Below are 22,049 nucleotides of genomic sequence, written 5' to 3'. Positions count from 1 at the left end.
TAACAGTGTTCAATAAATCAGTTCGACCGCGTCGGATCGGTCAGCGGATCGGCCATCTCGCGCGGGGTCGGCAGGCGCATGACCGGCAGCGACCCGGTCTGGCGCTCGATCATCCGGTGGACACGCGGCGGTTCCTGCCCCCGGTGCAGCGCCAACAACGCCTCGCTATTGGCGCGATCGGCCTCGGTCCGGCGCTGGTTGTGGCGGATATATTCGAGCCACGTCGACACGTGATAGCGCTCGATCCACAATGCCGGATCGTTCAGGTCGCGCAGCAATGCCCAGTGATGCGCCCCGTCGCGCCGCCGGATGCGGCGGCGCTCGTTCATGACGTTCAGGAACGCGACGACGTCCTGCGGCGCGATGCGATAATCGATCGTCACCACCACCGGCCCCGACCGCGCCTCGACCGGCACTTCGGTATCGGGCGTCTCCCAACCGCGCGGGGCGAGGTTCGCGGTCTCGATATCGCGTAAGGGCAGGCGCAGCCCGGCCAGGACGCTCAACATCTGCACCCCCGCCGCCGCCAGCAGCGCATCGGAGACGCCATGGCTTTCGGCGATCGATCCGAACAGCCAGCTTCCCGCCGCCATCCCGCCGAACGCCGCCATCTGGTACAGCGCCACCGCCCGCGCCACGACCCAGCGAGGCGCCGCCATCTGCACCGATACGTTGAACGTGCTGAGCGCCGATACCCAGCCCGCGCCGGCCAGCACCAGTGCCGCCAGCGTCAGCGGCAAGACCGGGCTGACCGCCGCGATCGCCGCCCCCGCCGCCAGCGCCGTCGCCGCCACCCGCACCAGCCGTTCGGGGTTCCACAGTCGCCGCAACCGCACGCTCGACAGAGCGCCGATCACCGCCCCCGCGCCGAACGCGCCCAGCAGCGCGCCATAGGTCAGCGGCCCGCCGGTCACCAGGTCGCGCGCGACCAGCGGCATCATCGCCGGCACCGCACTCGCCGCCAACCCGAACAACGCCGCACGGATCAGCACCGTCCGCAGGCTCGGCGACATCCGGACGTATCGCACGCCGGCGGCCATTGCGAGGCCCAGCGTCTCGCGCGGCAGGGTGCGCGGGGGATAGTTGGGATTCCACCGCGCGAGCACCGCGATCAGCCCGATATAGCTGACCGCGTTGGTCAGGAACGCCGCCGCCGCCCCCGCCGCGGCGACGATCGCGCCGCCGATCGCCGGCCCGACGCTTCGTGCGATATTGAACCCCATCGAATTGAACGCGACGGCGCTCGGCAGCACGCTGCGCGGCACCATGTCGCCGACCGATGCCTGCCATGCCGGCCCGTTGATCGCCGTCCCGCATCCGATCAGGAAGGTGAACGACAGCAGCAGCCATGGGCTGAGCAACCCCATCCATGCGCACACCGCCAGCGCAACCGAGACGCTGAGCATGAACCCCTGTGCCGCCAGCATCACCCGTCGCCGGTCGAGATTGTCGGCGACCGCCCCGGCCCAGAGCGACAACAGCATGATCGGCAGCGTCGTCGACGCCTGCACCAGCGCGATCATCTGCGGCGACGCGGCCAGTGAGGTCATCATCCACGACGCACCGACCGACTGGATCAGCCCGCCGAAATTGGACGCCATCGACGCGATCCAGATGGCGCGAAAAATCGGGATCGACAGCGGCGAGCTATGCGTCGCTGTCGTGGTCGTTACGGGAGCAGATACCATGGCCGATGAATGCGCCGCGTGCGACTTTGTGCCAAGCCGCTTGCCTCACGGACCGGCGGCGCGGCATGTCGAAGACGATGCGCGACCCCTTCACCCTCGACGCGACCGGCGCCACGCTGACCATCCGAGCCACGCCAAAAGCATCGAAGACGGCGGTTACGGGCGTGGTGGCGCTCGAGGCCGAAGCAACCGCACTCGGCCTGCGCGTCGCCGCCCCACCGGTCCATGGCGCGGCGAATGACGAGGTTATGCGGTTCGTGGCGAAGCAGTTGCGGGTCGGGCGCAGCGCGGTGACGCTGGTCGCGGGGCAGACGAGCCGGGTGAAGCGGCTGCGGATCGAGGGAGAGCCGGGAACGTTGGAGGCGGCGTTGCGGGCCTGCTGCCCTAACTCCCCTCCCTGAGAAGGGAGGGGTCGGGGGTGGGTCGGCCAGTTGGCTGGCGTGACCTTCCCTCGCGGGCCTACCCACCCCCAACCCCTCCCTTCTCAGGGAGGGGAGCAACGCTAACCCTCAAACAATCGCATGCGGCACGAACCGCGCCAGATCGCGCGTGATCGGCCCGTCATCCTCGCGCACCGACAGCGCGACCGCATCGTCGCCGACGATCCACGACCCGACCACCGCATGGTTGCCGTCATACACCGGCAGCCGCGCCAGTGCCTGCACGACATGACCCTCCTCGCCGTAACCGCCATCCGGCCCGCGCGCCGTTGCCCCGCCATCGACCAGTTCGATATCCCAGCCCTCGCGCGAAAAGATCGGCTTGCGCACATAGGCGTCGCCGATCTCCGCCAACGCCGCCGCATCATCGGCAAACGCCGCCGGCAGCAAATTCGGATGCCCGGGGTGACGCTGCCACAACAACGGCAAGATGCCCTTGTTCGACAGCAACGCCTTCCACGCCGGTTCGAGGAACAGCGTCTTCGTCGCCGCCAACTGCTTGGCGTACGGTTCGCGCAGCATATCCTCCCACGGATACAGCTTGAACAGCGCCGCGATCAGCACGTCGTCGCCATCGACGAACGCGCCGTCGCCATCGACCCCGATCCGGTCGATCGCGACGAACGCCGGGTCCAGCCCAGCCTGCCGCGCGACATCCTCCAGATAGCGCACCGTCTGGCGATCCTCGATATGGTCGTCGACCGACGCGAAATGCACCGTGCTGCCCCGCGTGAACAGCGCACCGAAGCGTTCGACCAGCGCATCGTGCAGCCGGTTATACTGGTCCGCGCCTGCCGGCAGCGTGCCGTCGGCGATGCGATCCTCCAGCCATTGCCACTGGAACAGCGCGGTCTCAAAGATGCTGGTCGGCGTATCGGCGTTATATTCGAGCAGCTTGGCAGGCCCCTGCCCGTCGAACGCGAAATCGAACCGCCCGTAGAGCGACGGCGCATGCGCCTTCCACGACGCCGCCACCACGTCGCGCATATCGTCGGGGATGGCGAGGCGGCGCATCAGCGCCTCGCTGCCGACGACCTCGTTCACCAACTCGCGGCACAGGCCATGGAGTTCGGCGCTCGGCCCCTCGATCCCCTGCTCCACCTCGTCGAGCGAGAAGGCGTAATACGCCCCCTCCTCCCAATATTTCTGCCCGTCCTGATGGTGGAAGGTGAATCCCATCCGCTCGGCGGTCGCCCGCCAGTCGGGACGGGGGGCGACCGCGCGGCGTTCCATCAATCGCGCCCGATCGTCCCGCCGTCGCGCGTCCCGTCGGACAGGCGCGGCGCGTCCTTGGGCTGCGACAGACGCGCGAGAATGTCATCGGCGCTCGAATGGCCGGGCAACAGCCCCGCCGCCTGCAGCTTGGCGTCGAGATCGGCGCCGGTGCGCATATCCTCCAGTTCGGCCGACGCCTTGAACTTCTCCTCGCGGATCGCCTGCCGCTCCTTCAGCCGCGCGAGGCTGTCCGCCGCCGACCCCAGCGACGATGCCGCGCCGCCATAGCTGCTGGCGACCGAGGCCTGCGCCTTCTGCACGCTTTCGTTCGCGCGGACGACGTCGACCTCGCGGCGCAGCGCATCGATCTTGCCATCGCCGGTTTTGATGATGCCGTGAATCTTGTCCTCGGCGGCGCGCATGTCGGCGATCTGCGGCGTCTTGCTCGACTGTTCCTGCTCGATCGTTGCGAGGCGCTGCGCGACTTCGCGCGCCAGGTCCATGTCGCCGCGCGCCATCGCAGCACGCGCCGACGATTCATATTTCTCGCGCTGCGAGGTCAGCCCCTCCAGCTCCTTTTCCATCATCCGCCGCTTGGCGGTCAGCGTCGCCAGATCGTCGCGCGCCTTCGCCTGCAACGTGCCCGCATCGCGGATCTGCTGGTCGAGGATCGTCAGCGCCTTGGCATCGACGATCGACTGCCCGGTTTCGTGCGCGGTGCCGCGCACCAGCGCCACGAGGTTCTTCCACATCGACATCGTGTCTCTCCGTTACGCGGCGAATTCGGTGCGCAGCTCGGACGCCGCCTCGATCGCATTCTGCGCCAGCACGCGCAGTTCGATCAACACGGTCCGGAGCGACGATTCGACCGACAACTCACCCACCAGTTCATAATATTCGCGCCCGCCGACATCGGCGATGGCGAAATTGGACAACGGCACCAGCTTCTGCGTCTTCAGCAGGAACCGGTTGAACGCATCCGGCTCGCTCTGTTCGTCGACCGGCCACAACAGGCTCGACACGACGATCTGCTCGCCCGCGACCGAGGCGAAGATGGCGAGGTCGCCGAAATGATGCATGGTCAGTTTCAGGACCGGTTCGGCCTGCTCGATCCGCTCGACGCTCAGTTCGTCGGCATAATCGGGACCGCCCAGCGCCTGCGCCAATCCGGCGGTCGTCCAGCTACGGGGTGCTTCGTCCATCCATCCCTCCGAAAAGCATGGCCCGGTGTGTTGGCCGCGCTTGACACCCCAAGCATAAGGGCCGACCAAAAAGCAAGATGCGGGGGCATAAGCAGGGGATGAAGTCATTCAGTCTCGGCAGTTATTTAAGGCGGCTCTATCTTGCGGCCAGCGAGCTGCACCGTGGCGTGCTGCTGGCGCTGCTGGTCCTGCACATGACCATCTCGTGGGAATTGCTGGCCTTTGCCGGGGAGGGCGACCTGCTGCGCCCCTCGGCCTATCTCTACTGGTATGCGACGACCGCCTCGACGGTCGGCTATGGCGACCTGTCGCCCAAATCGGACGGGGGCCGGATCGTCACCGCGCTGTTCGTCATGCCCGGGGCGATCGCGCTGTTCACCGTGTCGATCGCGCGCGCCTTTGCCGGGGTGTCGGCGCGCTGGCGGCGGCGGCGCATGGGTTTGGGGGACTATAGCGCGATGCGCGGCCATATCGTCCTGGTCGGCTACGACCCCGATCGCACACCCCGCATGATCGCGGAGATCGTCGCTGATGGGCAGGGGCACGAACTCGTACTGGTCGCGACGCAGGAACTGACCGGCGATGCCACGACGCATCGCTTCGTCCGCGTCGCCTCGCTCACTGCCCCTGCCGACCTGCGCCGCGCCGGCGTGGCGACCGCCGAACGCGTCATCGTCTATGGTCCGTCCGATCCCGATACGCTGGCGGCGACCTTGGCCGTCACCGCGCTCAACGAAACCGGCCATGTCGTCTGCTTCCTGCGCGATCCCGACACCGCCGGGCTGCTGACGGCGCATTGTCCGCAGGTCGAGGTGGTGCTTACCCCGACCGTCGAACTGGTGGTGAAGGCATTAAGCGATCCCGGCTCCAGCCGCCTGATCGCACAGCTTGCCAGCCATACCGACGATGGCGGCACCCTCTACGCCACCACCGCGCGCACCGGCGGCAGCTTCGACGATGCCGCCCGCGATTTGCGCGCACGCGGCGGAATATTGGTCGCGACCTGTGGCGCCGGACAGCATTCGCCGGTATTCGACCCCGACGGTCGGATCGCGGTCGGCGACCGGCTGTTCTACATCGCCCGGACAAGGATCGCGGCATGATTTTCGGCAGCCTGTTCGGCGGCGCTCCCAAGGACGAACCTGCGGCCATCGCCGTGGTCCGCAACATCACCATCGGGCGGCAGGTCCGGCTCGATGCGCTGGCATGGCGGCGGCTGACCGGTGCCGCCTTCACCCTCGATCGCGATACGCTGGAAATCACCGCGCAGGGCGTGATCCGGCTCGACGATGGCAGCCACGTTCACCGCTTCTATACCGACGACGAACTGATGCTGCAGGCGGTGAGTCAGTCGGCCGACGGATCCGACGCCGACGACTTCACCCTGTTCCGGCCATGGTCGTCGACCTACCCGACCGACTGGGCCGATACCGGCGCGTTCCGCCAGCGCCTGTCGCAACCGGTCTGGGACGAACCCGGCCTCGCCCGCTTCCAGCGTTTCTGGTATGCCGAGGACGATCGCAGCCAACCGCCGGTCGAGCTGTGGGAAGCGGTCTATTACGAACGCACCGGCCGCCCGGTGCGCCAGATCAAGCAGGCGTGCATGCTCTATGCGCGCGACATCGCGCCCGAGGGGCAGGAGCTGCTGCTCGCCATCGCCATGCAGCCCGAGGGCGGCGACATGACCCACGAAATCATGGTCGGGCTGCCGCTGCTGCCCGCCGAATTCAACGCCTGAGCTTTAAGGGGGGACAGGGATGTTCGATGTCGCATATTTTCTGGACGGGGCGCTGCACTTCGTCATCGCCTTTGGCCTTGCCTGCCTGTTCCTGACCGTTTTCAAATGGCTGTACCAGATCTCGACGCCCTATGACGAACGCGCGCTGATCGCCGCCAACAATCCGGCGGCGGGCATCGCGCTCGGGGGGGCGATCATCGGATTCGCTCTGCCCCTCGCTTCGGCGCTCAGCGTCACCGTCAGCGTGATCGAATTCACCGCCTGGGCCTTGCTGGCGGGCGTGATCCAGATCGTCGCCGCCTTCATCGTCCGCCGCCTGATCGTCCGCGACATGGCGGTCCGTATCGAAGAAGGCAATATCGCCAGCGCGATCTACAGCGCGGCGACGTCGATCGGGCTCGGCCTGCTCAACGCCGCGTCGATGACCTATTGAGAGGCTTGTCGCCCATGACCACCCAGCCCCCCCGCCGCAAACGCTCGGTCGCTGCCGGCCTGACCGCCGTCGGCGCGGTCGCGATGCTGTCCGGCTGCGACGACAATAACGAACAGACGCGCTTCGGCCCCCCGACCGAGGTCGCCGCGTTCCAGACGATCCAGCAATGCGTCGACAGCGGCCAGTACGACCGCGACACCTGCACCGCCGCCCAGCAAAAGGCGGTGAACGAGGACGGCAAGGCCGCGCCCCGTTTCGACAGCCAGCAACTGTGCGAGGAACAGTTCGGCGCCGCCCAGTGCCAGCGCCGCAGCGAAGGCGGGCAGAGTTTCTTCACACCGCTGCTGACCGGCTTCCTGATCGGCCAGCTGCTCAACAACAATTCGTCGCGCTACAATTATGGCGGACTGTACCGCGACCGGCGCGATGGCGGCTGGTACACGGGGTCGGGCGCGTATCTCGGCAATGGCAACGGCTATCGCTATTCGGTCGGCCGCGACGCCATCACCACCCCGGTCACGACCCAGCGCATCCAGACGCGCAGCTCGGTCGTCTCGCGCGGCGGCTTCGGCGGGCGCGTGAGCGCGCGCTCCAGCGGCGGCTGGGGCGGAGGAAGGTCGTTCGGGGGGTAATCTCCCGAAGCCGATCGACCTGCAACGACGGTTCTACTCTCCCCTCCCTGACAAGGGAGGGGTCGGGGGTGGGTCGGCCCGCGAGGAATCGTTACACCAGCCCCAACCCTACCGACCCGAGCTTCGCCCGGAGCCGATCGACATTCGGCAACGATCGCGAATTTCCGTCATTCCCGCGCAGGCGGGAATCCATAACCGCTGACCTTTCGGCTGGAATCGCGACGCTGGCGCATATGGACTCCCGCCGTCGCGGGAGTGACGATTGCAGATAAAGCAGTCGTCCCGCGTCCAGGGAACTGAATGTCGATCGGCCCTGGCCCGCGCCTGCGCCCGACCAACCGGCCGCGCCGAGCCTGCCGGAGGCGGTCGCCGACCCCGGCCGCCTTCAACGCCGTGCGCCGCTCCCGTCTATGACAGGCGGGATCGGCATCGCCCGCATCCGCATCGCCGCGGATCAGCGCGTCGCCCCGCGCGACCTCCTGCGCTCTGCCGGGGGGGGGGGAAGGCAGACCAATCCTGTCGGGAAAAGCGCAGAGAACGGCATCAAACCGCAATATCGGTCGCGCACTCCGGCCCCGTCCCGGCTACCCCTGCCCCCGCCATGACAAGGAACCGACATGACGCCGGCACAGCGCAACTATGACGACCGCATGCGCCGGGCGCTCGATCATATCGACCGGCATCTCGACGACGATCTCGACCTCGCGCAGATCAGCGCGGTCGCCGCCTTCTCCAAATATCATTTCCATCGGCAATTCACCGCCTGCTTCGGCCTGTCGGTGCATCGCTACGTCCAGCTCGCCCGGCTGAAGCGCGCCTCCTACCAGCTCGCCTATCGCGAAGCCGACCGGATTACCGACGTCGCGCTGGATGCCGGCTATGACGCGCCCGATGCCTTTGCCCGCGCCTTTCGCAGGCGTTTCGGCCAGTCGCCGTCCGATTTCCGTTCCGCGCCCGATTGGGCGCCGTGGCGCGCGGCGCTCCTGCCGCTCGACGATCTGAGGAACCGAACGATGCAGCATTTCGACGACGTCACCATCCGCGACTTCCCCGCCACGCCGATCGCACTGATGCCCCATGACGGCGATATGGCGGCGATCGGCGACACGATCCGCCGCTTCATCGCATGGCGTCGCGCCAATGGCCTTTCCCCCGCCGACACCGCGACCTTCAACCTCTTCCACAGCGATCCCACCGACCCGGCGGCGGGGCCGGTCCGCATCGATCTGTGCGTCGGCACCGATCGCGTTTTTCCCGAAGGTGACGGCGTGACCGCCGGCCTCATCCCCGGCGGCCGCTGCGCCGTGTTGCGGGTGACCGGCCGCAGCGACGATCTGGCGGCCGCCGCCCTTCATCTCTACCGCGACTGGCTGCCCGACAGCGGCGCGGAACTGCGCGACTTCCCCCTGTTCTGCCAGCGCGTTAGCTTCTTTCCCGACGTGGCGGAGGCGGAAGCGATCACCGACCTGTTCCTGCCGCTGCGATAGAGGAACGTCGCTGCCCGTACGTCTCCGCCCGGTCCGTTCCGAGGACCTCCCGGTCTTCTTCGCGCACCAATGCGATCCGGTCGCGGCGGCGATGGCGGGCTTCACGCCGCGGGATCGTGTAAACTTCGATGCGCATTGGCACCGGATCCTGGCCGATACCGACTGCATCGTCGCGACGATCGAGGCCGACGACGCCCCGCTCGGCTATGTCTCGACGTTCCTGCAGGATCGTCGGCGCGAGATCGCCTTCTGGATCGACCGCGCCGCCTGGAACCGCGGCATCGCCCGCGCGGCGGTGTCCGCGTTCCTCGCGCAACATCCCGAACGTCCGGTCTTCGCGACGGTGTTGGCGACCAATGCCGGATCGCGCGCGGTGCTGCATGCGTCCGGCTTCCGGGCGATCGGCCCCGTCGAACCGGACGAACTATTGCTCCGTCTCGACTGAACGGGCTGTCCTACACGCGATTCGCCCGTCATGCTCGACCGCGCCACCGGCGCCATGCTGGCCCCGCTGCTCAGCCGCCGACACCCTCCTTATGTGTAACCTTCGCAAACTTCCGCCCGCCGCCTATACCGGCGCCATGGCCAAACTGCTCCAGTTGCTCGCTTTCCTGTTCCTGCTGGTCACTGGCACCGCCCATGCCGCCCCGACCTGCACCCTGACCGGCGACGCGCGGGTCGCGGTCGGCGACCGATCGGTTCTGGTGCATGTGCCACAGGGTCCGACTACCCCGGCCGCCCTCGTCATCCTGCTCCACGGCAGCGGCGGCACCGGCGCCGCGATGCTCCGCGACTCGCGGCTTGCCCAGGCATCGGACCAACACGGCTTCCTCGTCGCCGCCCCCGATGCCGGCATCCCGCATGACAAGGGCTTCGTCTGGAACATCCCCGGCGTTCCCACCGTCGCCGGCACGATCCCCGGCCCCGACGCCCCGGACGACGTCGCCTTCATCGGCGCCCTGATCGACCAGCTTGCCAAGGCGGGCTGCGTCGACCCCGCCCGTGTCTATGCCACCGGCCTGTCGGGCGGCGGGCGGATGACCTCATGGCTCGGCTGCGTCGCCGCCGACCGCTTCGCCGCGATCGCCCCGGTCGTGGGCTTGCGCGCCGGCAATCCGCTAGGCAGCGACCTCAGCCGCCCCGACCCCGCCACCTGCCGCCCGTCGCGTGCCGTTCCGGTGATCGCCTTCGCCGGCGACGCCGACACCACCAACCCGATCCAGGGCGGCGGTGCCAAATACTGGTCCTACACCATGCACGCCGCCGAACAGCGCTGGGCCGCGCTGAACCGCTGCACCGCCGCCCCCGTCACCCGCTGGGTCGCGCCGAACGTCTATGAGGAACGCTACACCGCCTGCCAGGGCGGAGCGGACGTGGTCGGGCGGGTGACCGTCGGCGGCGGGCATAGCTGGGTCGTCGACAACGACGCACTCTGGGCGTTCCTGTCGCAGCACCGCCGCTGACCCTTCCCAAAGCGCTCGCGATCGGCCAAGCCGCGCCCATGACCGTCCGCACCCTGTTCCCGACCCATCTCTACGAAGCGAACCTCGCCGACGAGGCGCTGGTCGCCGATCTCGACGCATCGGTCCGCGCGCTGGCGGAGGAGGACATGGCGGGGCGCCGCTGGTCGAAGGAGCATGGCTATCGCGGCTATACCTCCTACGCCTCCTTGAACGACCTTCCCTTGCGCGACCCGGTCTTCGCCGATTTGAAGCGCATACTCGACCGCCATGTCGCGAAGTTCGCCGCCGCCTGCGGCATGGAACTGGGTGGTCGCAAGCTGAAGCTCGACAGCCTGTGGGTGAATTTGCTGAAGCCCGGCGGCGGCCATTCGGGGCACCTCCACCCGCACAGCGTGGTGTCGGGCACCGTCTATGTCGCGGTGCCTGAGGGCGCCGGCGGCATCCGCTTCGAAGACCCCCGCCTGCCGATGCTGATGGCCGCCCCCACCCGCCCCGGCACGTTCGAGACGGTCGCGCCACAACCCGGCACGCTGCTGCTGTGGGAAAGCTGGCTGCGGCACGAAGTCATGCCGCACGCCGGCAAGGGCGAACGGATCAGCGTCAGCTTCAACTATCGCTGGTAGCTTTTGCAAAGCCCGGCCGCAGCCGCTAAGGGGCGGGCTTTCCATCATCACCGGGATTGCGCCAAGTGGGTTTTCGCTGCGGTATCGTCGGCCTGCCGAATGTCGGCAAGTCCACCCTGTTCAACGCATTGACTCAGACACAGGCGGCACAGGCGGCCAATTATCCCTTCTGCACGATCGAGCCGAACGTCGGCAACGTCGCCGTCCCCGATCCGCGCCTCGACCAGCTGGCCGAGATCGCCGGTTCGGCCAAAAAGATCGAAACGCAGCTCGCCTTCGTCGATATCGCCGGACTGGTACGCGGCGCTTCGAAGGGTGAGGGGCTGGGCAACCAGTTTCTCGGCAATATCCGCGAAGTCGATGCGATCGTCCATGTGCTTCGTTGCTTCGAGAACGACGATATTCAACATGTCGACGACCGGGTCGATCCGATCGCCGACGCCGATACGGTCGAGACCGAGCTGATGCTGTCCGACCTCGAAAGCCTTGAAAAGCGCGTTCCCAATCTGGCCAAGAAGGGCCAGCAGGGCGACAAGGAAGCGAAGGTCGCCGCCGCCGTGCTCGGCCGGGCGCTCGACCTGTTGCGCGAAGGCAAGCCCGCGCGCCTGACCGAGATCAAGGACGAGGAAGAAGAGCGGCTGTTCGCGCAGGCGCAGTTGCTCACCGCCAAGCCGGTCCTGTACGTGTGCAACGTGAACGAGGAAGACGCCGCCGAAGGCAACGAACTGTCGGCAAAGGTCTTTGCCAAGGCCAAGGCGGAAGGGGCCGAGGCGGTCGTCGTCTCCGCTGCGATCGAGGCCGATATCGCGACCATGGAACCCGCCGACCGCGCCGAATTCCTGTCCGACCTCGGCCTCGCCGAAACCGGCCTCGCCCGCGTCATCCGCGCCGGCTATTCGCTGCTCCACCTGCTGACCTTCTTCACCGTCGGCCCCAAGGAAGCCCGCGCCTGGACCGTGTCGGTCGGGGCCAAGGCACCGCAGGCGGCAGGCGAAATCCACAGCGATTTCGAACGCGGCTTCATCCGCGCCGAAACCATCGCCTATCCCGACTATATCGCGTGCAAGGGCGAAAGCGGCGCGCGCGATGCGGGCAAGCTGCGCGCCGAGGGCAAGGAATATGTCGTTCAGGACGGCGACGTGATGCTGTTCCGCTTCAACGTCTGATCGCCCGACACATTCCCGTCATGCGCGGGCGATAGACCGACGGCCTGCACCTTTGCCGAGACCTGTCATGCGTATCCCGACCCTGTTCGTCGCGCTTGCCGCCCTGTCGGGCTGCGTCATCCATAGCGAAACGGTCGCCCCGCCCGCGGCGGTGGCCGAGGCGAAGGCGCCGGTCACCATCCTGATCGGCGTCGACGGCGCCCGGCCCGACTATCTGTCGGCCGCGATCGCGCCCAACCTGTCGCGACTGGCGGCGGACGGCGTGTCGGCGTCGATGCAGCCGAGCTTCCCGACCAAGACCTTTCCCAATTTCTGGACGATCGCCACCGGCGTCCGCCCAGACAAGTCGGGCATCGTCGGCAACAAGATGGAGGACGCCGCCCGCCCCGGTGAAGTCTTCACCATGGCGACCGACGATCCGTTCTGGTGGAACACCGCCAAGCCGATCTGGATCGCGGCCGAGGAAGGTGGCGTGCGCAGCGCCACGATGTTCTGGCCGGGCAGCGAGGTCGCATGGGGCGGCACCGGCAAGCCCGACCACGGCGTCTATGCCGGTGGCCGCCACGCGTCCGATTGGCAGGCATTCAATCAGGCGGTCACCGCCGAACAGCGCGTCGATGCGGTCGTCGACTGGCTGCGCCGCCCGGCCGCAACCCGCCCGCGCTTCGTCACCCTTTATTTCGACGATGTCGATGTCGCGGGTCATGACCATGGCCCCAAGAGCACCGAGACGCTGGCGGCGATGACGCAGGTCGATGCCGCGATCGGCCGGTTACAACGCGAACTTGCCGCAATGGGCCAGCCCGCCAACCTGATCGTCGTTGCCGATCACGGCATGGCACCGATCGCCGCCGACCGGGTCATTTCGTTCGACCGCATTGCCCCCACCGACAGCTATCGCCTGATCGAAACCGGTCCCTATGCCGCGATCGAACCGATGCCCGGCAAGGAAGCGACGCTTGCCGTCGCGCTCGCCAGGCCGTGGCCGCATATGCAATGCTGGCCGAAGGCAAACGTCCCGGCGCGGTTGCGCTACGGCACCAACCTGCGCGCGCCCGCGTTCCTGTGCCTGGCCGATATCGGCTGGATGATCATGCCGACCGCTCCGACCCGACCGGTCACCGGCGGAGCGCACGGTTATGACGATGCCGCGCCGGACATGCAGGCACTGTTCGTCGCGGGCGGCCCCGCCTTCCGACAGGGCGTGACGCTACCGTCGTTCCGCAACACCGCCATCCACCCGTTACTGCGCAAAATGCTCGGCCTGCCCGCCGATCCGACGCTCGACGGTGACAGCGGCATCGCGGCGAAGGCGCTACGATAGCGCTTGCCTGCCAGATGGTTTCAGGTTGAAGCTGGTCGCCATGCGCTATTTCGAGGACATCACCGTCGGTGACACCGCCCGCTTCGGCTCCTACGCCGTCGATCGCGCCGCGGTGATCGACTTCGCCCGCCAATATGATCCGCAGCCGTTCCACCTGTCCGACGATGCCGCCGCTCGAACCCATTTTGGACGGCTGGCGGCAAGCGGCTGGCATAGCTGTGCAATGACCATGGCGATGCTGGTCGAACATTGGACCGCCAACCCGGTCGCCAGCCTCGGCGCGGCCGGTATCGACGAACTGCGCTGGCGGCGGCCGGTCTATCCCGGCGACACGCTGTCGTGCGAGACCGAGGTGCTGTCGGTCCGGCCATCGACCAGCCGTCCCGAAATGGGCAGCGTCGCGAGCAAGGTGACGGTGCGCAACCAGGACGATCAGGTAGTGCTGACGTTCATTTCGCAGGCATTGATTGCGACGCGGGCGGGGAAGCAGAAGGGCTGACCAAGGTCCGATCGACGTTAGAGCGTTATGACATCAGGTCGAACCGTTCGGGCTGAGTAGGGGCTTAGGACGAACGGGGCAGGCTCATGTTACCCTGCTATGGACGCAAGGTCAGCGACAGTAGGAAGGGCTGGGAGCGGGTTGGGCTGCGAGGGATGGTCACGCCCGCCAACGGGCCCACCCACCCCCGCCCCCTCCCTTCCAGGGACGGGAGAGATGGAGCTGGTCGGACATGGAAGTCACTTGAGTAAAGGCTGGGGCTGCTGCCGGCTCCTACCGCGATCCATTTCCGGCACATCTGAGTCTATACTGGGATGACGCTTGCTTCGATGTGCAGGAAGCGGGCACGAACGGCGGCTCAATCCGGCCGCCGCCCCCCACGACCCGGTCCGCGTCCTTCCGGCCCCCGGAAGCGACCGCCGCCCGGACGAACCCCTTCCGGCCGATCGAACCCGCGCACCGCTCCGGCGCCCTGCCGTGGCGACTGGCTGGTGCCACGCGGCACGTTCTCGAACCCGCGCCGCCGTTCAAAGCCCTGTCGCGCCGCGCCGCCCGGTGAGACATCCGGCTGTCCCGGCGCCGGCGACTGGGTCGACCCGCGCGGTACATATTGAAAGCCGCGCCGGCGATCGAAGCCCGGGCGCGCGTCACCGTCAGGACGCACATCGCCCCGCCCGCGCCAGCTGCCGGGACGGCCGGGCAGCGGCGACTGACTGCTGCCGCGCGGGACATTCTCGAACCCCGGACGCCGGTCGAACCCCGGCCGGTCCCAGCGGTCCCAGCGCGGTCGGCCGTTGCCCCAATCGCCGCGCCACTGGCCGCGCCGCTGCTGCCAGTAATAACGCTGGCGATCGTTCCAGCGGAACGGCCGGCGATAGCGATCATAGACGTAATAGCCGGTGCCCGGATAATAATAGTCACCGAACCACCCCCAATAGGGATCGCCGAAGCCGGCGGCATAGGGGTCGTAATAGCTGCCATAGCCACCATAGTCGCCCCCGCCATAATAGCCCGATCCGACGCCGACCCCGACGCCGCCATAACCGAAATCGCCATAGGCGCAGGCGGACACGCCCGCCCCCGCCGCCAGAGCCAGCACGATCGCGCGCAGCCGGTAAAACATGCGATTACTCCCGCAGGTCGCCGCGCGATCCGACAAGGGTCGCAGCGCCCGATAATGGATGATCGGTCAAAACGACCGGCCGATCCAGCCGGTTCCTGCGCGCGGCCGTCCCGGTACGGCGCGGATCGTGCCGCTTGCCCGCCGCCCGCCAAACCGCATAGAGCATGGCCCATGCCGACCGCCGCCCTCGCCGCCCATTCGGGTGTCGCCCCACCCCGTGAAGGCTTTGCCCTTTCCGACGTCGCGACCTTTGCCGCGTTCGCGTTCATGGTGGTGCTGGCCCGGCGGGCGATCCGCAACCGCAAGCGCAAGGACTGACATGGACGCCTTCGACCGGCTCGAATCGGTAATCGCCAGCCGGATCGGTGGCGATCCGACCCAATCCTATGTCGCGAAGCTGCACGCACGCGGCACTGCCAAGATCGCACAGAAGGTTGGCGAGGAAGCGGTCGAATGCGTCATCGCCGCCTGTCAGGACGACCGTGCCGGGCTGATCGGCGAGGCAGCCGACCTGATGTTCCACCTGACGCTGCTGCTGAGGACTAAAGGCATTACGCTCGACGATGTCCGCGCCGAACTGACCGCCCGCGAAGGCCGCTCGGGCATCGCCGAAAAGGCCGCCCGTCCCAAGGAGTGATCCGATGCCGATCGATGCCACCCAGGGTTACGACCCCGACAATATCTTCGCCCGCATCCTGCGCGGCGACATTCCGGCCAAGCGGGTATATGAGAACGACTTCGCCCTCGCCTTCCACGACATTGCCCCGCAAGCGCCTGTCCATATCCTCGTGATTCCCAAGGGTGCCTATGTGTCGTGGGACGATTTTTCGGCGCGTGGCAGCGATGCGGAGATCGCCGGCTTCGTGCGCGCGGTGGGACAGATCGCCCGCGACAATGCGCTGGTCGAACCGGGCTATCGCCTGCTCGCCAATATCGGCGGGCACGGCGGACAGGAGGTGCCGCATCTGCACGTCCACCTGTTCGGCGGTCAGGTGCTGGGACCGATGCTTTCGCGATAGGACAGCTTTATTACACGAAAGGAATTGCGCGGACGGTTTTTGCGGGTAGGCTTACGCCTTTGTAATCCGCGGCCCTCGGTAAAAGGCGCCGCGTTTGGGGGGCCTGCATGATTTTCGGCCGTATCAAGCCACTCGATGCGATCCTCGCGACCGCAGAGAAGAAATCGCTTACCCGCACTTTGGGTGCGTTCCAGCTGACCATGCTGGGGGTCGGTGCCATCATCGGCACCGGCATTTTCGTCCTAACCTCCGAAGCCGCGCAAAAGGCGGGACCGGGCATGATGGTCTCGTTCATCATCGCCGCGGTGGTCTGCGCAGTGGCAGCGCTTTGCTATTCCGAATTCGCGTCGATGGTACCGGTGTCGGGATCGGCCTATACCTATACCTATGCCGTGCTCGGCGAACTGCTGGCATGGATGGTCGGTTGGGCGCTGGTCCTCGAATATGCCGTCGCCGCATCGGCGGTGTCGGTCGGCTGGTCCGGCTATTTCGTCGGGCAGTTGCAGGGATGGTTCGGCATCACCCTGCCGACCGCGCTGATTACCGGGCCGTATGTACCCGGCGGCCTGATCAACCTGCCTGCCGTTGCCATCGCGCTGTTGATCACCGGGCTGTTGATGCTCGGCACCAGCGAGAGTGCCAAGGTCAATGCCGTACTGGTCGCGATCAAGGTGACGGCGCTGACCGCGTTCATCGTCCTTGCGCTTCCGGTCATGCGGATGGAGAATTTCGAACCCTTCGCTCCCAATGGCTGGGTCGGTAGCGAGGGTCAGGGCATCGTCGGTGCCGCAGCGTCGATCTTCTTCGCCTATGTCGGCTTCGACGCGGTATCGACCGCGGCGGAGGAAACGAAGAACCCGCAACGTAACGTGCCGCTCGGCCTGATCGGCAGCTTGGCCATCTGTACGGTCTTCTACATGCTGGTGGCGGCAGGTGCGATCGGTTCGCCGCTCGGCTCGCAGCCGGTGACGTCGGCGATCGGCGAATGGCTGGCACCGGGTTCGACCGCGCTTGGCGCGCGTTGCACCGAACTGGCCGGCATGGGCACCGAACCGCTGGCCTGTTCGAAGGAAGCGCTGGCGCACGTCCTGCGCGAGATCGGTTATCTGAACGTCGGCAACCTGATCGGCCTCGCCGCCTTCCTCGCGCTGCCGTCGGTCATCCTCGTGATGCTGTTCGGCCAGACCCGCATCTTCTTCACCATGTCGCGTGACGGCCTGCTGCCCGAGAAGCTGTCGGCGATCCACCCCAAGTGGAAGACGCCGCACGTCATCACCGCGATCACCGGTATCGGCGTGACCTTCGCTGCGGCGTTCCTGCCAGTGGGCAAGCTGGCCGACATTGCCAATGCGGGCACGTTGTTCGCCTTCTTCATGGTCGCGGTCGGCGTGCTGGTGCTGCGCAAGCGCGATCCGCATCGCCATCGCCCGTTCCGCACCCCCGCCGTTTGGCTGGTCGCACCGGCGACGATGATCGGGTGCGTCGGCCTGTTCCTGGCACTGCCGCCAGACGCCAAGCTGGTGCTGCCGGTATGGGGCGCGATCGGTCTGGTCATCTATTTCGTCTATGGCTATCGCCGCAGCCATCTGGGTCGCGGGATCGTCGAGGTCGCGGAAATGGACGATCATCGCAGCACGCCCGGTTCGCACTGATCGAACCGGATGCAAACAAAGAGGGGGGAGGCCGAACCAGTCGGCCTCCCCCCTTTTCATTGTGTAGGGGTTCGCGGCGTTCAGCCGAGCTTTTCGACCATCAGCTTGGTCAGGTCGACTTCGGGCCGCGCGCCATAGTGCGAGATGATCTCGGCCGCACACAGCGCGCCAAGCTTCAGCGAGCGTTCGATGTCATAGCCATGCGACTGGCCGTGCAGGAAGCCGGCCGCGAACAGGTCGCCCGCACCGGTCGTGTCGACGACACGCTCGATCGGCTGGGCGGGCACGCTGGTGCGCTGACCCCCGGTCACCGCGATCGCACCATGTTCGCCGCGGGTCACGACCAGCACCGGCACCTGCGCGCTGACCTGATCGACCGCCGCGTCGAAATCCTCCTGCATAGCCAGCGCCAGCAACTCGCTCTCGTTGGCGAAGAGGATGTCGACCTGCCCCTCGGCGATCAGCGCGCGGAAGTCGTCGCCGTGGCGCGAGATGCAGAAGGTGTCCGACAGGGTGAAGGCGACCTTGCGCCCCGCATCGCGGGCGATGCGGATGCCGGCACGCATCGCGGCGCGCGGCTCCTCCGGATCCCACAAATAGCCTTCGAGATACAGGATCGCGCCGCTGGCGATCAGTTCGGCGTCGAGCGCGGCTTCGGGCAGGAATTGCGACGCGCCGAGGAAGGTGTTCATCGTCCGCTGCCCATCAGGCGTGACGAAGATCAGGCAGCGCGCGGTGGTCGGCTCGGCGGCGCGTGCCGCAGTGTCGAAGCGGACGCCGGCGGCGCGGATGTCGTGCGCGAACACCGCGCCCAACTGATCATCGGCGACCTGCCCGATAAAGCCGGTCTTGCCGCCCAGCGCCGCGATGCCCGCGACGGTGTTCGCCGCCGACCCACCCGATACTTCGCGGCCCGGACCCATTTTTGCATACAGCGCATCGGCATCGGCGGGGGAGAAGACGAGCTGCATCGACCCCTTGGTCATGCCCTGGCTGGCCAGGAAAGCGTCGTCGGACTGCGCGAGAATATCGACGATGGCGTTGCCGATCGCGACGACGTCGAGCGTGGGTTGGGTCAAATAAGGTCTCCGAACAAGCGATCCGCCGCCAGCATAGGCGCGGACGTTGCCAGCGGCGTTAGCCAGCGGCGCGGGGGCAGGCAAGGCGTTGACGGCGGGCGGCGCGGCCCGCATCGTCCGGGACGATGATCGAGAGCTTTCTTCTGTCCGTAGGCCAACTCGGCGACCGCGCGTTCCTGCGCGTGCTGGCCAAGTCGCTGACGCTGACCCTTGTGCTCCTCGCCGCATTGGCGGCGGTGCTGGCATGGGCAGCGCACTGGCTGACCGCCGACTTCCTGCTGCTGGGCGACGATGCCGGTACGCTGGCGGCGGTGGCGGCGGCGATCGCCGCGATCGGAATCGCGTGGCTGTTGTTCCGCATCGTCGCGATCGCGGTCATCGGCCTGTTCGCCGACGAAGTGGTCGAAGCGGTCGAGGCGAAACATTATCCCTCCGCCCTCGCCACTGCACGGCCGGTGCCGATCGGCCGGTCGTTGCGCATGAGCGCGACGTCGGCGCTTCGCGCGCTGGCGGTCAATCTGTTCTTCCTGCCGCTCTACCTCGTGCTGCTGGCGACCGGGATCGGGACGGCGGCGGTGTTCTTCGTCGTCAATGGCTGGCTATTGGGGCGCGACCTGTCCGACATGGTCGCCGCCCGGCACCTGCCGCCATCCGCGATGCGCGCCGAACGGTCCGCCACGGGCGGGCGGCGCTTCGTGCTGGGGCTAGCCGGAACCGGATTGCTGCTTGTGCCGTTTGTGAATTTCGTTGCGCCCCTGATCGGCGCGGCGATGGCGACGCATCGGTTTCACCGGCGGCGCCCAAGGGGGGACGGACATGCGTAGCGGTTTCATCGCGGTCGCCGCAGGGCTGACCCTGTCGGCCTGTGCCGGGTCGACTGCGCCGGTCGTCCGCCAGAACGCCCTGCCCGTCCCGCCCAGACCGACCTATGGCACCGTCGGCCTCGAACGCGTGCTGGGGCAGAACGCCAATGCGCTGACCGGCCTGTTCGGCCAGCCGCAGCTCGACCTGACCGAAGGGGCGGGGCGCAAGCTGCAATTCGGATCGAACATCTGCGTGCTCGACGCCTATCTCTACCCGCCGCAGGACGGGGGCGTGCCGGTGGTCCGCCATATCGATTCGCGCCAGCGCAACGGCGCGCCGATCGACCGGGCGAGCTGCGTCGCCGCGCTGACCCGTCGCGAGGGCGGCCGCTGACCATCCTGCCAACCTTTCCCGTGCCGGCGCCCGCCGGCGCTCGCCCCCTGCCGGAGTGACAATATGAAGCAACTCGTAGCCTTCGACCTCGACGGAACCCTGGCCGAAAGCAAACAGCAACTGACCGAGGCGATGGGCGAAGCGCTGGCCGATCTGCTGGGCGTGGCGCATGTCGCGATTATTTCGGGCGGCGACTGGCCGCAGTTCGAAAAACAGGTCGCCAGCCGCCTCCCCGAACGCGCCGATCTCAGCCGGCTGTGGATGATGCCGACCAGCGGCACCAAGCTGTACACTTATGGCGATGGCCGCTGGAACACGGTCTATGCCGACCTGTTCGACGACGAGACCAAGGCGAAGATCCTGGCGGCGTTCGATGCGGCGCTGGAGGCGACCGGCTTCGTCCCCGAACAGACATGGGGCGAGCGGATCGAGAATCGTGGCAGCCAGATCACCTTTTCGGCGCTGGGCCAGCAGGCGCCGATCGACGCCAAGGAACATTGGGACCCCAAGTTCGAGAAGCGCAAGATCATTCAGGCCGATTTGAAGCAGCGGTTGCCGGGGCTGTCGATCAACATGGGCGGCGCAACGTCGATCGACATCACCAAGGAAGGCGTCGACAAGGCGACCGGGCTTGCCAAGCTGGCCGATATCAGCGGCATCGCCACCGACGACATGCTGTTCATCGGCGACGCAATCTTCCCCGGCGGCAACGACTATGCCCCAAAGGCCGCGGGCATGGACACCGTCAAGATCCGCGACCCACAGGAAACGTTGGCGGTGATCGAGGCGATCGTCGCCTGCCAGAAGTAAGCGGCACCCCCTGCCCCGCCGCGCGCGGGGCGGGGTTGGCGGCCCAAAGTTCACAAAGTTCACACTCGTGCAGCATCGCGCGGCGAGATGCTTTCGGCCCGTCGACCGGGGTTTTGAACGGACCGTTGAAAGAGCGCCGTGATCGATAGGATAAGCCGTTCGCTGTAGGAAAGCGGGGTATTGGGGGCGGCTGATCCGCTATTTCCCGGCGGGCGGGCGATAGAAGCGGGAGAGCGCATATTCATTGCGCCCTCGATTGGTCTTCACCGCCAGCCGCTGCATCGCGTCGCGCAGGCCGATGGTCGAGAGCAGCAACTGGGTGGCGACGATCGCGCCGCGCGGCGTGAGCTTTTCGGCCAGCGAGCGGCGGGCGAGGTGGCGGGCGAGGCGGTCGTCGCCCTGCAGCCAGTGGACGACCGCTGCGCGGGCGAGACCGCCGGCAATCTTCTTCGAACGCGGCATGTAATAGGGCGCGAGGACGCCGTACCGGTCGATGACGTCGGCAGCCGCGCCGCTCGACAGGGCGTCGGCGAAGGCGTCGTGGCCGATCGCCGAATAGAGTTCGTGTTCGGCGAACTTGGCCGCCGAGGCATTGACGCCGTCGCGGAACAGGAAGCGGCGGTACAATAGCTGGTCGACATAGCCGAAATCGCCGATCCGGCTCATCCGCCGGAACAGGTCGGTCGCCTGTGCCACGCGGAAGAACGGGCGATAGCCGCCCGCGGCCAGATAGGCGGAACGGCGGAACATGACTTCGCCATGCGAAATGCCGAAGCCGGCGATCATCGGCCCCTTGCGGATCGGCTGGGCGGGCCGGATGACATAGCCCTTGCCGCCTTCCTCGACATTCTCGATCGCGCAGCCGACCGCGACGGCGTCCGGATGGGCGAGCAGGAAGTCGCGTTGCGCGCGGAGGCGCCCAGGCAGGCTTTCGTCGCCGGCACCATGGACGGCGATGAAATCGGTGTCGGCCGCCGCGCAGGCCGCCGCCATCGTCGCGGTGAAGCCTTTGTTCGGCTGGGATATAACGGTCAGGTTCGGCGCGGACAGGGCATGCAATTCGGCGAGCGTATCGTCGCGCGATCCGTCGTCGATGGCGACGATCCGCACGTCATCGCAATCCTGTGCCAGCAGCGATTCGATCGACGGCCGCACCCGGTGGGCGCGGTTGTGGAACACCGTGATGACCGTGATGCCTGCCATGGCCCGCTCCCCCCATACGAAACGGGCCGCGTCCCGGATCGGAGACGCGGCCCGCG

26 protein-coding genes are annotated in these 22,049 nt (G+C 67.2%); 19 read left to right on the top strand and 7 right to left on the bottom strand.

Features of this window, described 5'->3' with window-relative positions; all coding sequences use genetic code 11:
- Positions 1 to 17: 17 nt before the first annotated feature.
- Positions 18 to 1,688, bottom strand: coding sequence for an MFS transporter (locus ASE59_RS17610; RefSeq protein ID WP_056459425.1), 1,671 nt, complete (start codon positions 1,686 to 1,688; stop codon positions 18 to 20).
- A gap of 65 nt (positions 1,689 to 1,753) precedes the next feature.
- Between ASE59_RS17610 and ASE59_RS17605 the strand changes: the two genes are divergently transcribed.
- A complete protein-coding gene (locus ASE59_RS17605) occupies positions 1,754 to 2,089 on the top strand; it encodes a DUF167 domain-containing protein (protein ID WP_056459420.1) in 336 nt (111 codons plus the stop codon).
- A 108-nt stretch (positions 2,090 to 2,197) separates the two neighbouring features.
- Here ASE59_RS17605 and ASE59_RS17600 read toward each other — a convergent pair whose 3' ends face one another.
- The 3 genes from ASE59_RS17600 to ASE59_RS17590 are packed head-to-tail and all read right to left on the bottom strand — an operon-like array spanning position 2,198 to position 4,545.
- Complete coding sequence (locus ASE59_RS17600) at positions 2,198 to 3,361, bottom strand: glutathionylspermidine synthase family protein (protein ID WP_056459417.1); 1,164 nt, start codon at positions 3,359 to 3,361, stop codon at positions 2,198 to 2,200.
- Positions 3,361 to 4,101, bottom strand: a complete 741-nt coding sequence (locus ASE59_RS17595) for a PspA/IM30 family protein (RefSeq protein ID WP_056459414.1) — start codon at positions 4,099 to 4,101, stop codon at positions 3,361 to 3,363. Before ASE59_RS17595 ends, ASE59_RS17600 begins: the two co-directional genes overlap by 1 nt.
- A gap of 12 nt (positions 4,102 to 4,113) precedes the next feature.
- The gene (locus ASE59_RS17590) at positions 4,114 to 4,545 is read right to left on the bottom strand and encodes a YjfI family protein (protein WP_056459411.1); all 432 of its coding nucleotides are present in this window, start codon (positions 4,543 to 4,545) and stop codon (positions 4,114 to 4,116) included.
- A 98-nt stretch (positions 4,546 to 4,643) separates the two neighbouring features.
- On the opposite strand from ASE59_RS17590, the gene ASE59_RS17585 reads away from it, so the two are divergent.
- The 11 genes from ASE59_RS17585 (at position 4,644) to ASE59_RS17535 (ending at position 13,910) form a co-directional block, all read left to right on the top strand.
- Complete coding sequence (locus tag ASE59_RS17585) at positions 4,644 to 5,648, top strand: potassium channel family protein (RefSeq protein ID WP_056459408.1); 1,005 nt, start codon at positions 4,644 to 4,646, stop codon at positions 5,646 to 5,648.
- The gene (locus ASE59_RS17580; protein WP_200913337.1) at positions 5,645 to 6,283 is read left to right on the top strand and encodes a DUF2491 family protein; all 639 of its coding nucleotides are present in this window, start codon (positions 5,645 to 5,647) and stop codon (positions 6,281 to 6,283) included. The genes ASE59_RS17585 and ASE59_RS17580 overlap by 4 nt, the downstream gene beginning before the upstream one ends.
- Before the next feature lie 19 nt (positions 6,284 to 6,302).
- The gene (locus ASE59_RS17575; RefSeq protein WP_056459405.1) at positions 6,303 to 6,716 is read left to right on the top strand and encodes a DUF350 domain-containing protein; all 414 of its coding nucleotides are present in this window, start codon (positions 6,303 to 6,305) and stop codon (positions 6,714 to 6,716) included.
- Between the two features lie 14 nt (positions 6,717 to 6,730).
- A complete protein-coding gene (locus ASE59_RS17570; protein WP_056459402.1) occupies positions 6,731 to 7,348 on the top strand; it encodes a DUF1190 domain-containing protein in 618 nt (205 codons plus the stop codon).
- A gap of 617 nt (positions 7,349 to 7,965) precedes the next feature.
- Positions 7,966 to 8,835 carry an AraC family transcriptional regulator gene (locus ASE59_RS17565; protein ID WP_056459399.1) on the top strand — a complete coding sequence of 290 codons (870 nt, stop codon included), beginning with the start codon at positions 7,966 to 7,968 and terminating at the stop codon, positions 8,833 to 8,835.
- 10 nt (positions 8,836 to 8,845) lie between these two features.
- The gene (locus ASE59_RS17560) at positions 8,846 to 9,280 is read left to right on the top strand and encodes a GNAT family N-acetyltransferase (protein ID WP_082458555.1); all 435 of its coding nucleotides are present in this window, start codon (positions 8,846 to 8,848) and stop codon (positions 9,278 to 9,280) included.
- Positions 9,281 to 9,416: 136 nt separating this feature from the next.
- Positions 9,417 to 10,298 carry an alpha/beta hydrolase family esterase gene (locus tag ASE59_RS17555; protein WP_056459546.1) on the top strand — a complete coding sequence of 294 codons (882 nt, stop codon included), beginning with the start codon at positions 9,417 to 9,419 and terminating at the stop codon, positions 10,296 to 10,298.
- Between the two features lie 38 nt (positions 10,299 to 10,336).
- Positions 10,337 to 10,921 (top strand): TIGR02466 family protein, encoded by a 585-nt coding sequence (locus ASE59_RS17550; RefSeq protein WP_056459393.1) that lies wholly within the window; start codon positions 10,337 to 10,339, stop codon positions 10,919 to 10,921.
- 65 nt (positions 10,922 to 10,986) lie between these two features.
- On the top strand, positions 10,987 to 12,087 hold the full coding sequence (gene ychF / locus ASE59_RS17545; RefSeq protein WP_056459392.1) for a redox-regulated ATPase YchF: 1,101 nt from the start codon (positions 10,987 to 10,989) through the stop codon (positions 12,085 to 12,087).
- Between the two features lie 67 nt (positions 12,088 to 12,154).
- Entirely contained in the window at positions 12,155 to 13,411 is a 1,257-nt protein-coding gene (locus ASE59_RS17540) for an ectonucleotide pyrophosphatase/phosphodiesterase (RefSeq protein ID WP_056459389.1), read from the top strand.
- Positions 13,412 to 13,451: 40 nt separating this feature from the next.
- A complete protein-coding gene (locus ASE59_RS17535; protein ID WP_056459543.1) occupies positions 13,452 to 13,910 on the top strand; it encodes a MaoC family dehydratase in 459 nt (152 codons plus the stop codon).
- A 358-nt stretch (positions 13,911 to 14,268) separates the two neighbouring features.
- Here ASE59_RS17535 and ASE59_RS17530 read toward each other — a convergent pair whose 3' ends face one another.
- Entirely contained in the window at positions 14,269 to 15,033 is a 765-nt protein-coding gene (locus tag ASE59_RS17530) for a hypothetical protein (RefSeq protein ID WP_056459387.1), read from the bottom strand.
- Positions 15,034 to 15,204: 171 nt separating this feature from the next.
- On the opposite strand from ASE59_RS17530, the gene ASE59_RS20000 reads away from it, so the two are divergent.
- From ASE59_RS20000 to ASE59_RS17515, 4 genes are all read left to right on the top strand, one after another.
- Entirely contained in the window at positions 15,205 to 15,351 is a 147-nt protein-coding gene (locus ASE59_RS20000; protein ID WP_156360165.1) for a hypothetical protein, read from the top strand.
- 1 nt (position 15,352) lies between these two features.
- Positions 15,353 to 15,670, top strand: a complete 318-nt coding sequence (locus ASE59_RS17525) for a phosphoribosyl-ATP diphosphatase (protein ID WP_056459384.1) — start codon at positions 15,353 to 15,355, stop codon at positions 15,668 to 15,670.
- 4 nt (positions 15,671 to 15,674) lie between these two features.
- The gene (locus ASE59_RS17520) at positions 15,675 to 16,052 is read left to right on the top strand and encodes a histidine triad nucleotide-binding protein (protein ID WP_056459381.1); all 378 of its coding nucleotides are present in this window, start codon (positions 15,675 to 15,677) and stop codon (positions 16,050 to 16,052) included.
- Between the two features lie 107 nt (positions 16,053 to 16,159).
- Positions 16,160 to 17,704, top strand: a complete 1,545-nt coding sequence (locus ASE59_RS17515; RefSeq protein ID WP_056459378.1) for an amino acid permease — start codon at positions 16,160 to 16,162, stop codon at positions 17,702 to 17,704.
- An 80-nt stretch (positions 17,705 to 17,784) separates the two neighbouring features.
- Here ASE59_RS17515 and ASE59_RS17510 read toward each other — a convergent pair whose 3' ends face one another.
- The gene (locus tag ASE59_RS17510; RefSeq protein WP_056459376.1) at positions 17,785 to 18,783 is read right to left on the bottom strand and encodes an adenosine kinase; all 999 of its coding nucleotides are present in this window, start codon (positions 18,781 to 18,783) and stop codon (positions 17,785 to 17,787) included.
- 125 nt (positions 18,784 to 18,908) lie between these two features.
- Here ASE59_RS17510 and ASE59_RS17505 point away from each other — a divergent pair, with 125 nt between their 5' ends.
- From ASE59_RS17505 to ASE59_RS17495, 3 genes are all read left to right on the top strand, one after another.
- Positions 18,909 to 19,607 (top strand): EI24 domain-containing protein, encoded by a 699-nt coding sequence (locus ASE59_RS17505; protein ID WP_056459372.1) that lies wholly within the window; start codon positions 18,909 to 18,911, stop codon positions 19,605 to 19,607.
- On the top strand, positions 19,600 to 19,980 hold the full coding sequence (locus tag ASE59_RS17500; RefSeq protein ID WP_056459369.1) for a hypothetical protein: 381 nt from the start codon (positions 19,600 to 19,602) through the stop codon (positions 19,978 to 19,980). The genes ASE59_RS17505 and ASE59_RS17500 overlap by 8 nt, the downstream gene beginning before the upstream one ends.
- Positions 19,981 to 20,043: 63 nt before the next feature.
- The gene (locus ASE59_RS17495) at positions 20,044 to 20,790 is read left to right on the top strand and encodes an HAD-IIB family hydrolase (protein ID WP_056459366.1); all 747 of its coding nucleotides are present in this window, start codon (positions 20,044 to 20,046) and stop codon (positions 20,788 to 20,790) included.
- Positions 20,791 to 20,988: 198 nt separating this feature from the next.
- Here ASE59_RS17495 and ASE59_RS17490 read toward each other — a convergent pair whose 3' ends face one another.
- Positions 20,989 to 21,993, bottom strand: coding sequence for a glycosyltransferase (locus tag ASE59_RS17490; protein WP_056459363.1), 1,005 nt, complete (start codon positions 21,991 to 21,993; stop codon positions 20,989 to 20,991).
- Positions 21,994 to 22,049 lie beyond the last annotated feature (56 nt).

Source organism: Sphingomonas sp. Leaf10 (assembly GCF_001421245.1).
Lineage (GTDB): Bacteria > Pseudomonadota > Alphaproteobacteria > Sphingomonadales > Sphingomonadaceae > Sphingomonas.
The sequence above is the reverse complement of the archived record's forward strand: the minus strand, read 5'-3'. Positions and strand labels throughout refer to the sequence as shown.

Bases quoted from the DNA above. Each gene is read 5' to 3' on its own strand.
- ASE59_RS17610 (WP_056459425.1), bottom strand. From the start codon at position 1,688: ATGGTATCTGCTCCCGTAACGACCACGACAGCGACGCATAGCTCGCCG.
- ASE59_RS17605 (WP_056459420.1), top strand. From the start codon at position 1,754: ATGTCGAAGACGATGCGCGACCCCTTCACCCTCGACGCGACCGGCGCC.
- ASE59_RS17600 (WP_056459417.1), bottom strand. From the start codon at position 3,361: ATGGAACGCCGCGCGGTCGCCCCCCGTCCCGACTGGCGGGCGACCGCC.
- ASE59_RS17595 (WP_056459414.1), bottom strand. From the start codon at position 4,101: ATGTCGATGTGGAAGAACCTCGTGGCGCTGGTGCGCGGCACCGCGCAC.
- ASE59_RS17590 (WP_056459411.1), bottom strand. From the start codon at position 4,545: ATGGACGAAGCACCCCGTAGCTGGACGACCGCCGGATTGGCGCAGGCG.
- ASE59_RS17585 (WP_056459408.1), top strand. From the start codon at position 4,644: ATGAAGTCATTCAGTCTCGGCAGTTATTTAAGGCGGCTCTATCTTGCG.
- ASE59_RS17580 (WP_200913337.1), top strand. From the start codon at position 5,645: ATGATTTTCGGCAGCCTGTTCGGCGGCGCTCCCAAGGACGAACCTGCG.
- ASE59_RS17575 (WP_056459405.1), top strand. From the start codon at position 6,303: ATGTTCGATGTCGCATATTTTCTGGACGGGGCGCTGCACTTCGTCATC.
- ASE59_RS17570 (WP_056459402.1), top strand. From the start codon at position 6,731: ATGACCACCCAGCCCCCCCGCCGCAAACGCTCGGTCGCTGCCGGCCTG.
- ASE59_RS17565 (WP_056459399.1), top strand. From the start codon at position 7,966: ATGACGCCGGCACAGCGCAACTATGACGACCGCATGCGCCGGGCGCTC.
- ASE59_RS17555 (WP_056459546.1), top strand. From the start codon at position 9,417: ATGGCCAAACTGCTCCAGTTGCTCGCTTTCCTGTTCCTGCTGGTCACT.
- ASE59_RS17550 (WP_056459393.1), top strand. From the start codon at position 10,337: ATGACCGTCCGCACCCTGTTCCCGACCCATCTCTACGAAGCGAACCTC.
- ASE59_RS17540 (WP_056459389.1), top strand. From the start codon at position 12,155: ATGCGTATCCCGACCCTGTTCGTCGCGCTTGCCGCCCTGTCGGGCTGC.
- ASE59_RS17535 (WP_056459543.1), top strand. From the start codon at position 13,452: ATGCGCTATTTCGAGGACATCACCGTCGGTGACACCGCCCGCTTCGGC.
- ASE59_RS17530 (WP_056459387.1), bottom strand. From the start codon at position 15,033: ATGTTTTACCGGCTGCGCGCGATCGTGCTGGCTCTGGCGGCGGGGGCG.
- ASE59_RS20000 (WP_156360165.1), top strand. From the start codon at position 15,205: ATGCCGACCGCCGCCCTCGCCGCCCATTCGGGTGTCGCCCCACCCCGT.
- ASE59_RS17525 (WP_056459384.1), top strand. From the start codon at position 15,353: ATGGACGCCTTCGACCGGCTCGAATCGGTAATCGCCAGCCGGATCGGT.
- ASE59_RS17520 (WP_056459381.1), top strand. From the start codon at position 15,675: ATGCCGATCGATGCCACCCAGGGTTACGACCCCGACAATATCTTCGCC.
- ASE59_RS17515 (WP_056459378.1), top strand. From the start codon at position 16,160: ATGATTTTCGGCCGTATCAAGCCACTCGATGCGATCCTCGCGACCGCA.
- ASE59_RS17505 (WP_056459372.1), top strand. From the start codon at position 18,909: ATGATCGAGAGCTTTCTTCTGTCCGTAGGCCAACTCGGCGACCGCGCG.
- ASE59_RS17500 (WP_056459369.1), top strand. From the start codon at position 19,600: ATGCGTAGCGGTTTCATCGCGGTCGCCGCAGGGCTGACCCTGTCGGCC.
- ASE59_RS17495 (WP_056459366.1), top strand. From the start codon at position 20,044: ATGAAGCAACTCGTAGCCTTCGACCTCGACGGAACCCTGGCCGAAAGC.
- ASE59_RS17490 (WP_056459363.1), bottom strand. From the start codon at position 21,993: ATGGCAGGCATCACGGTCATCACGGTGTTCCACAACCGCGCCCACCGG.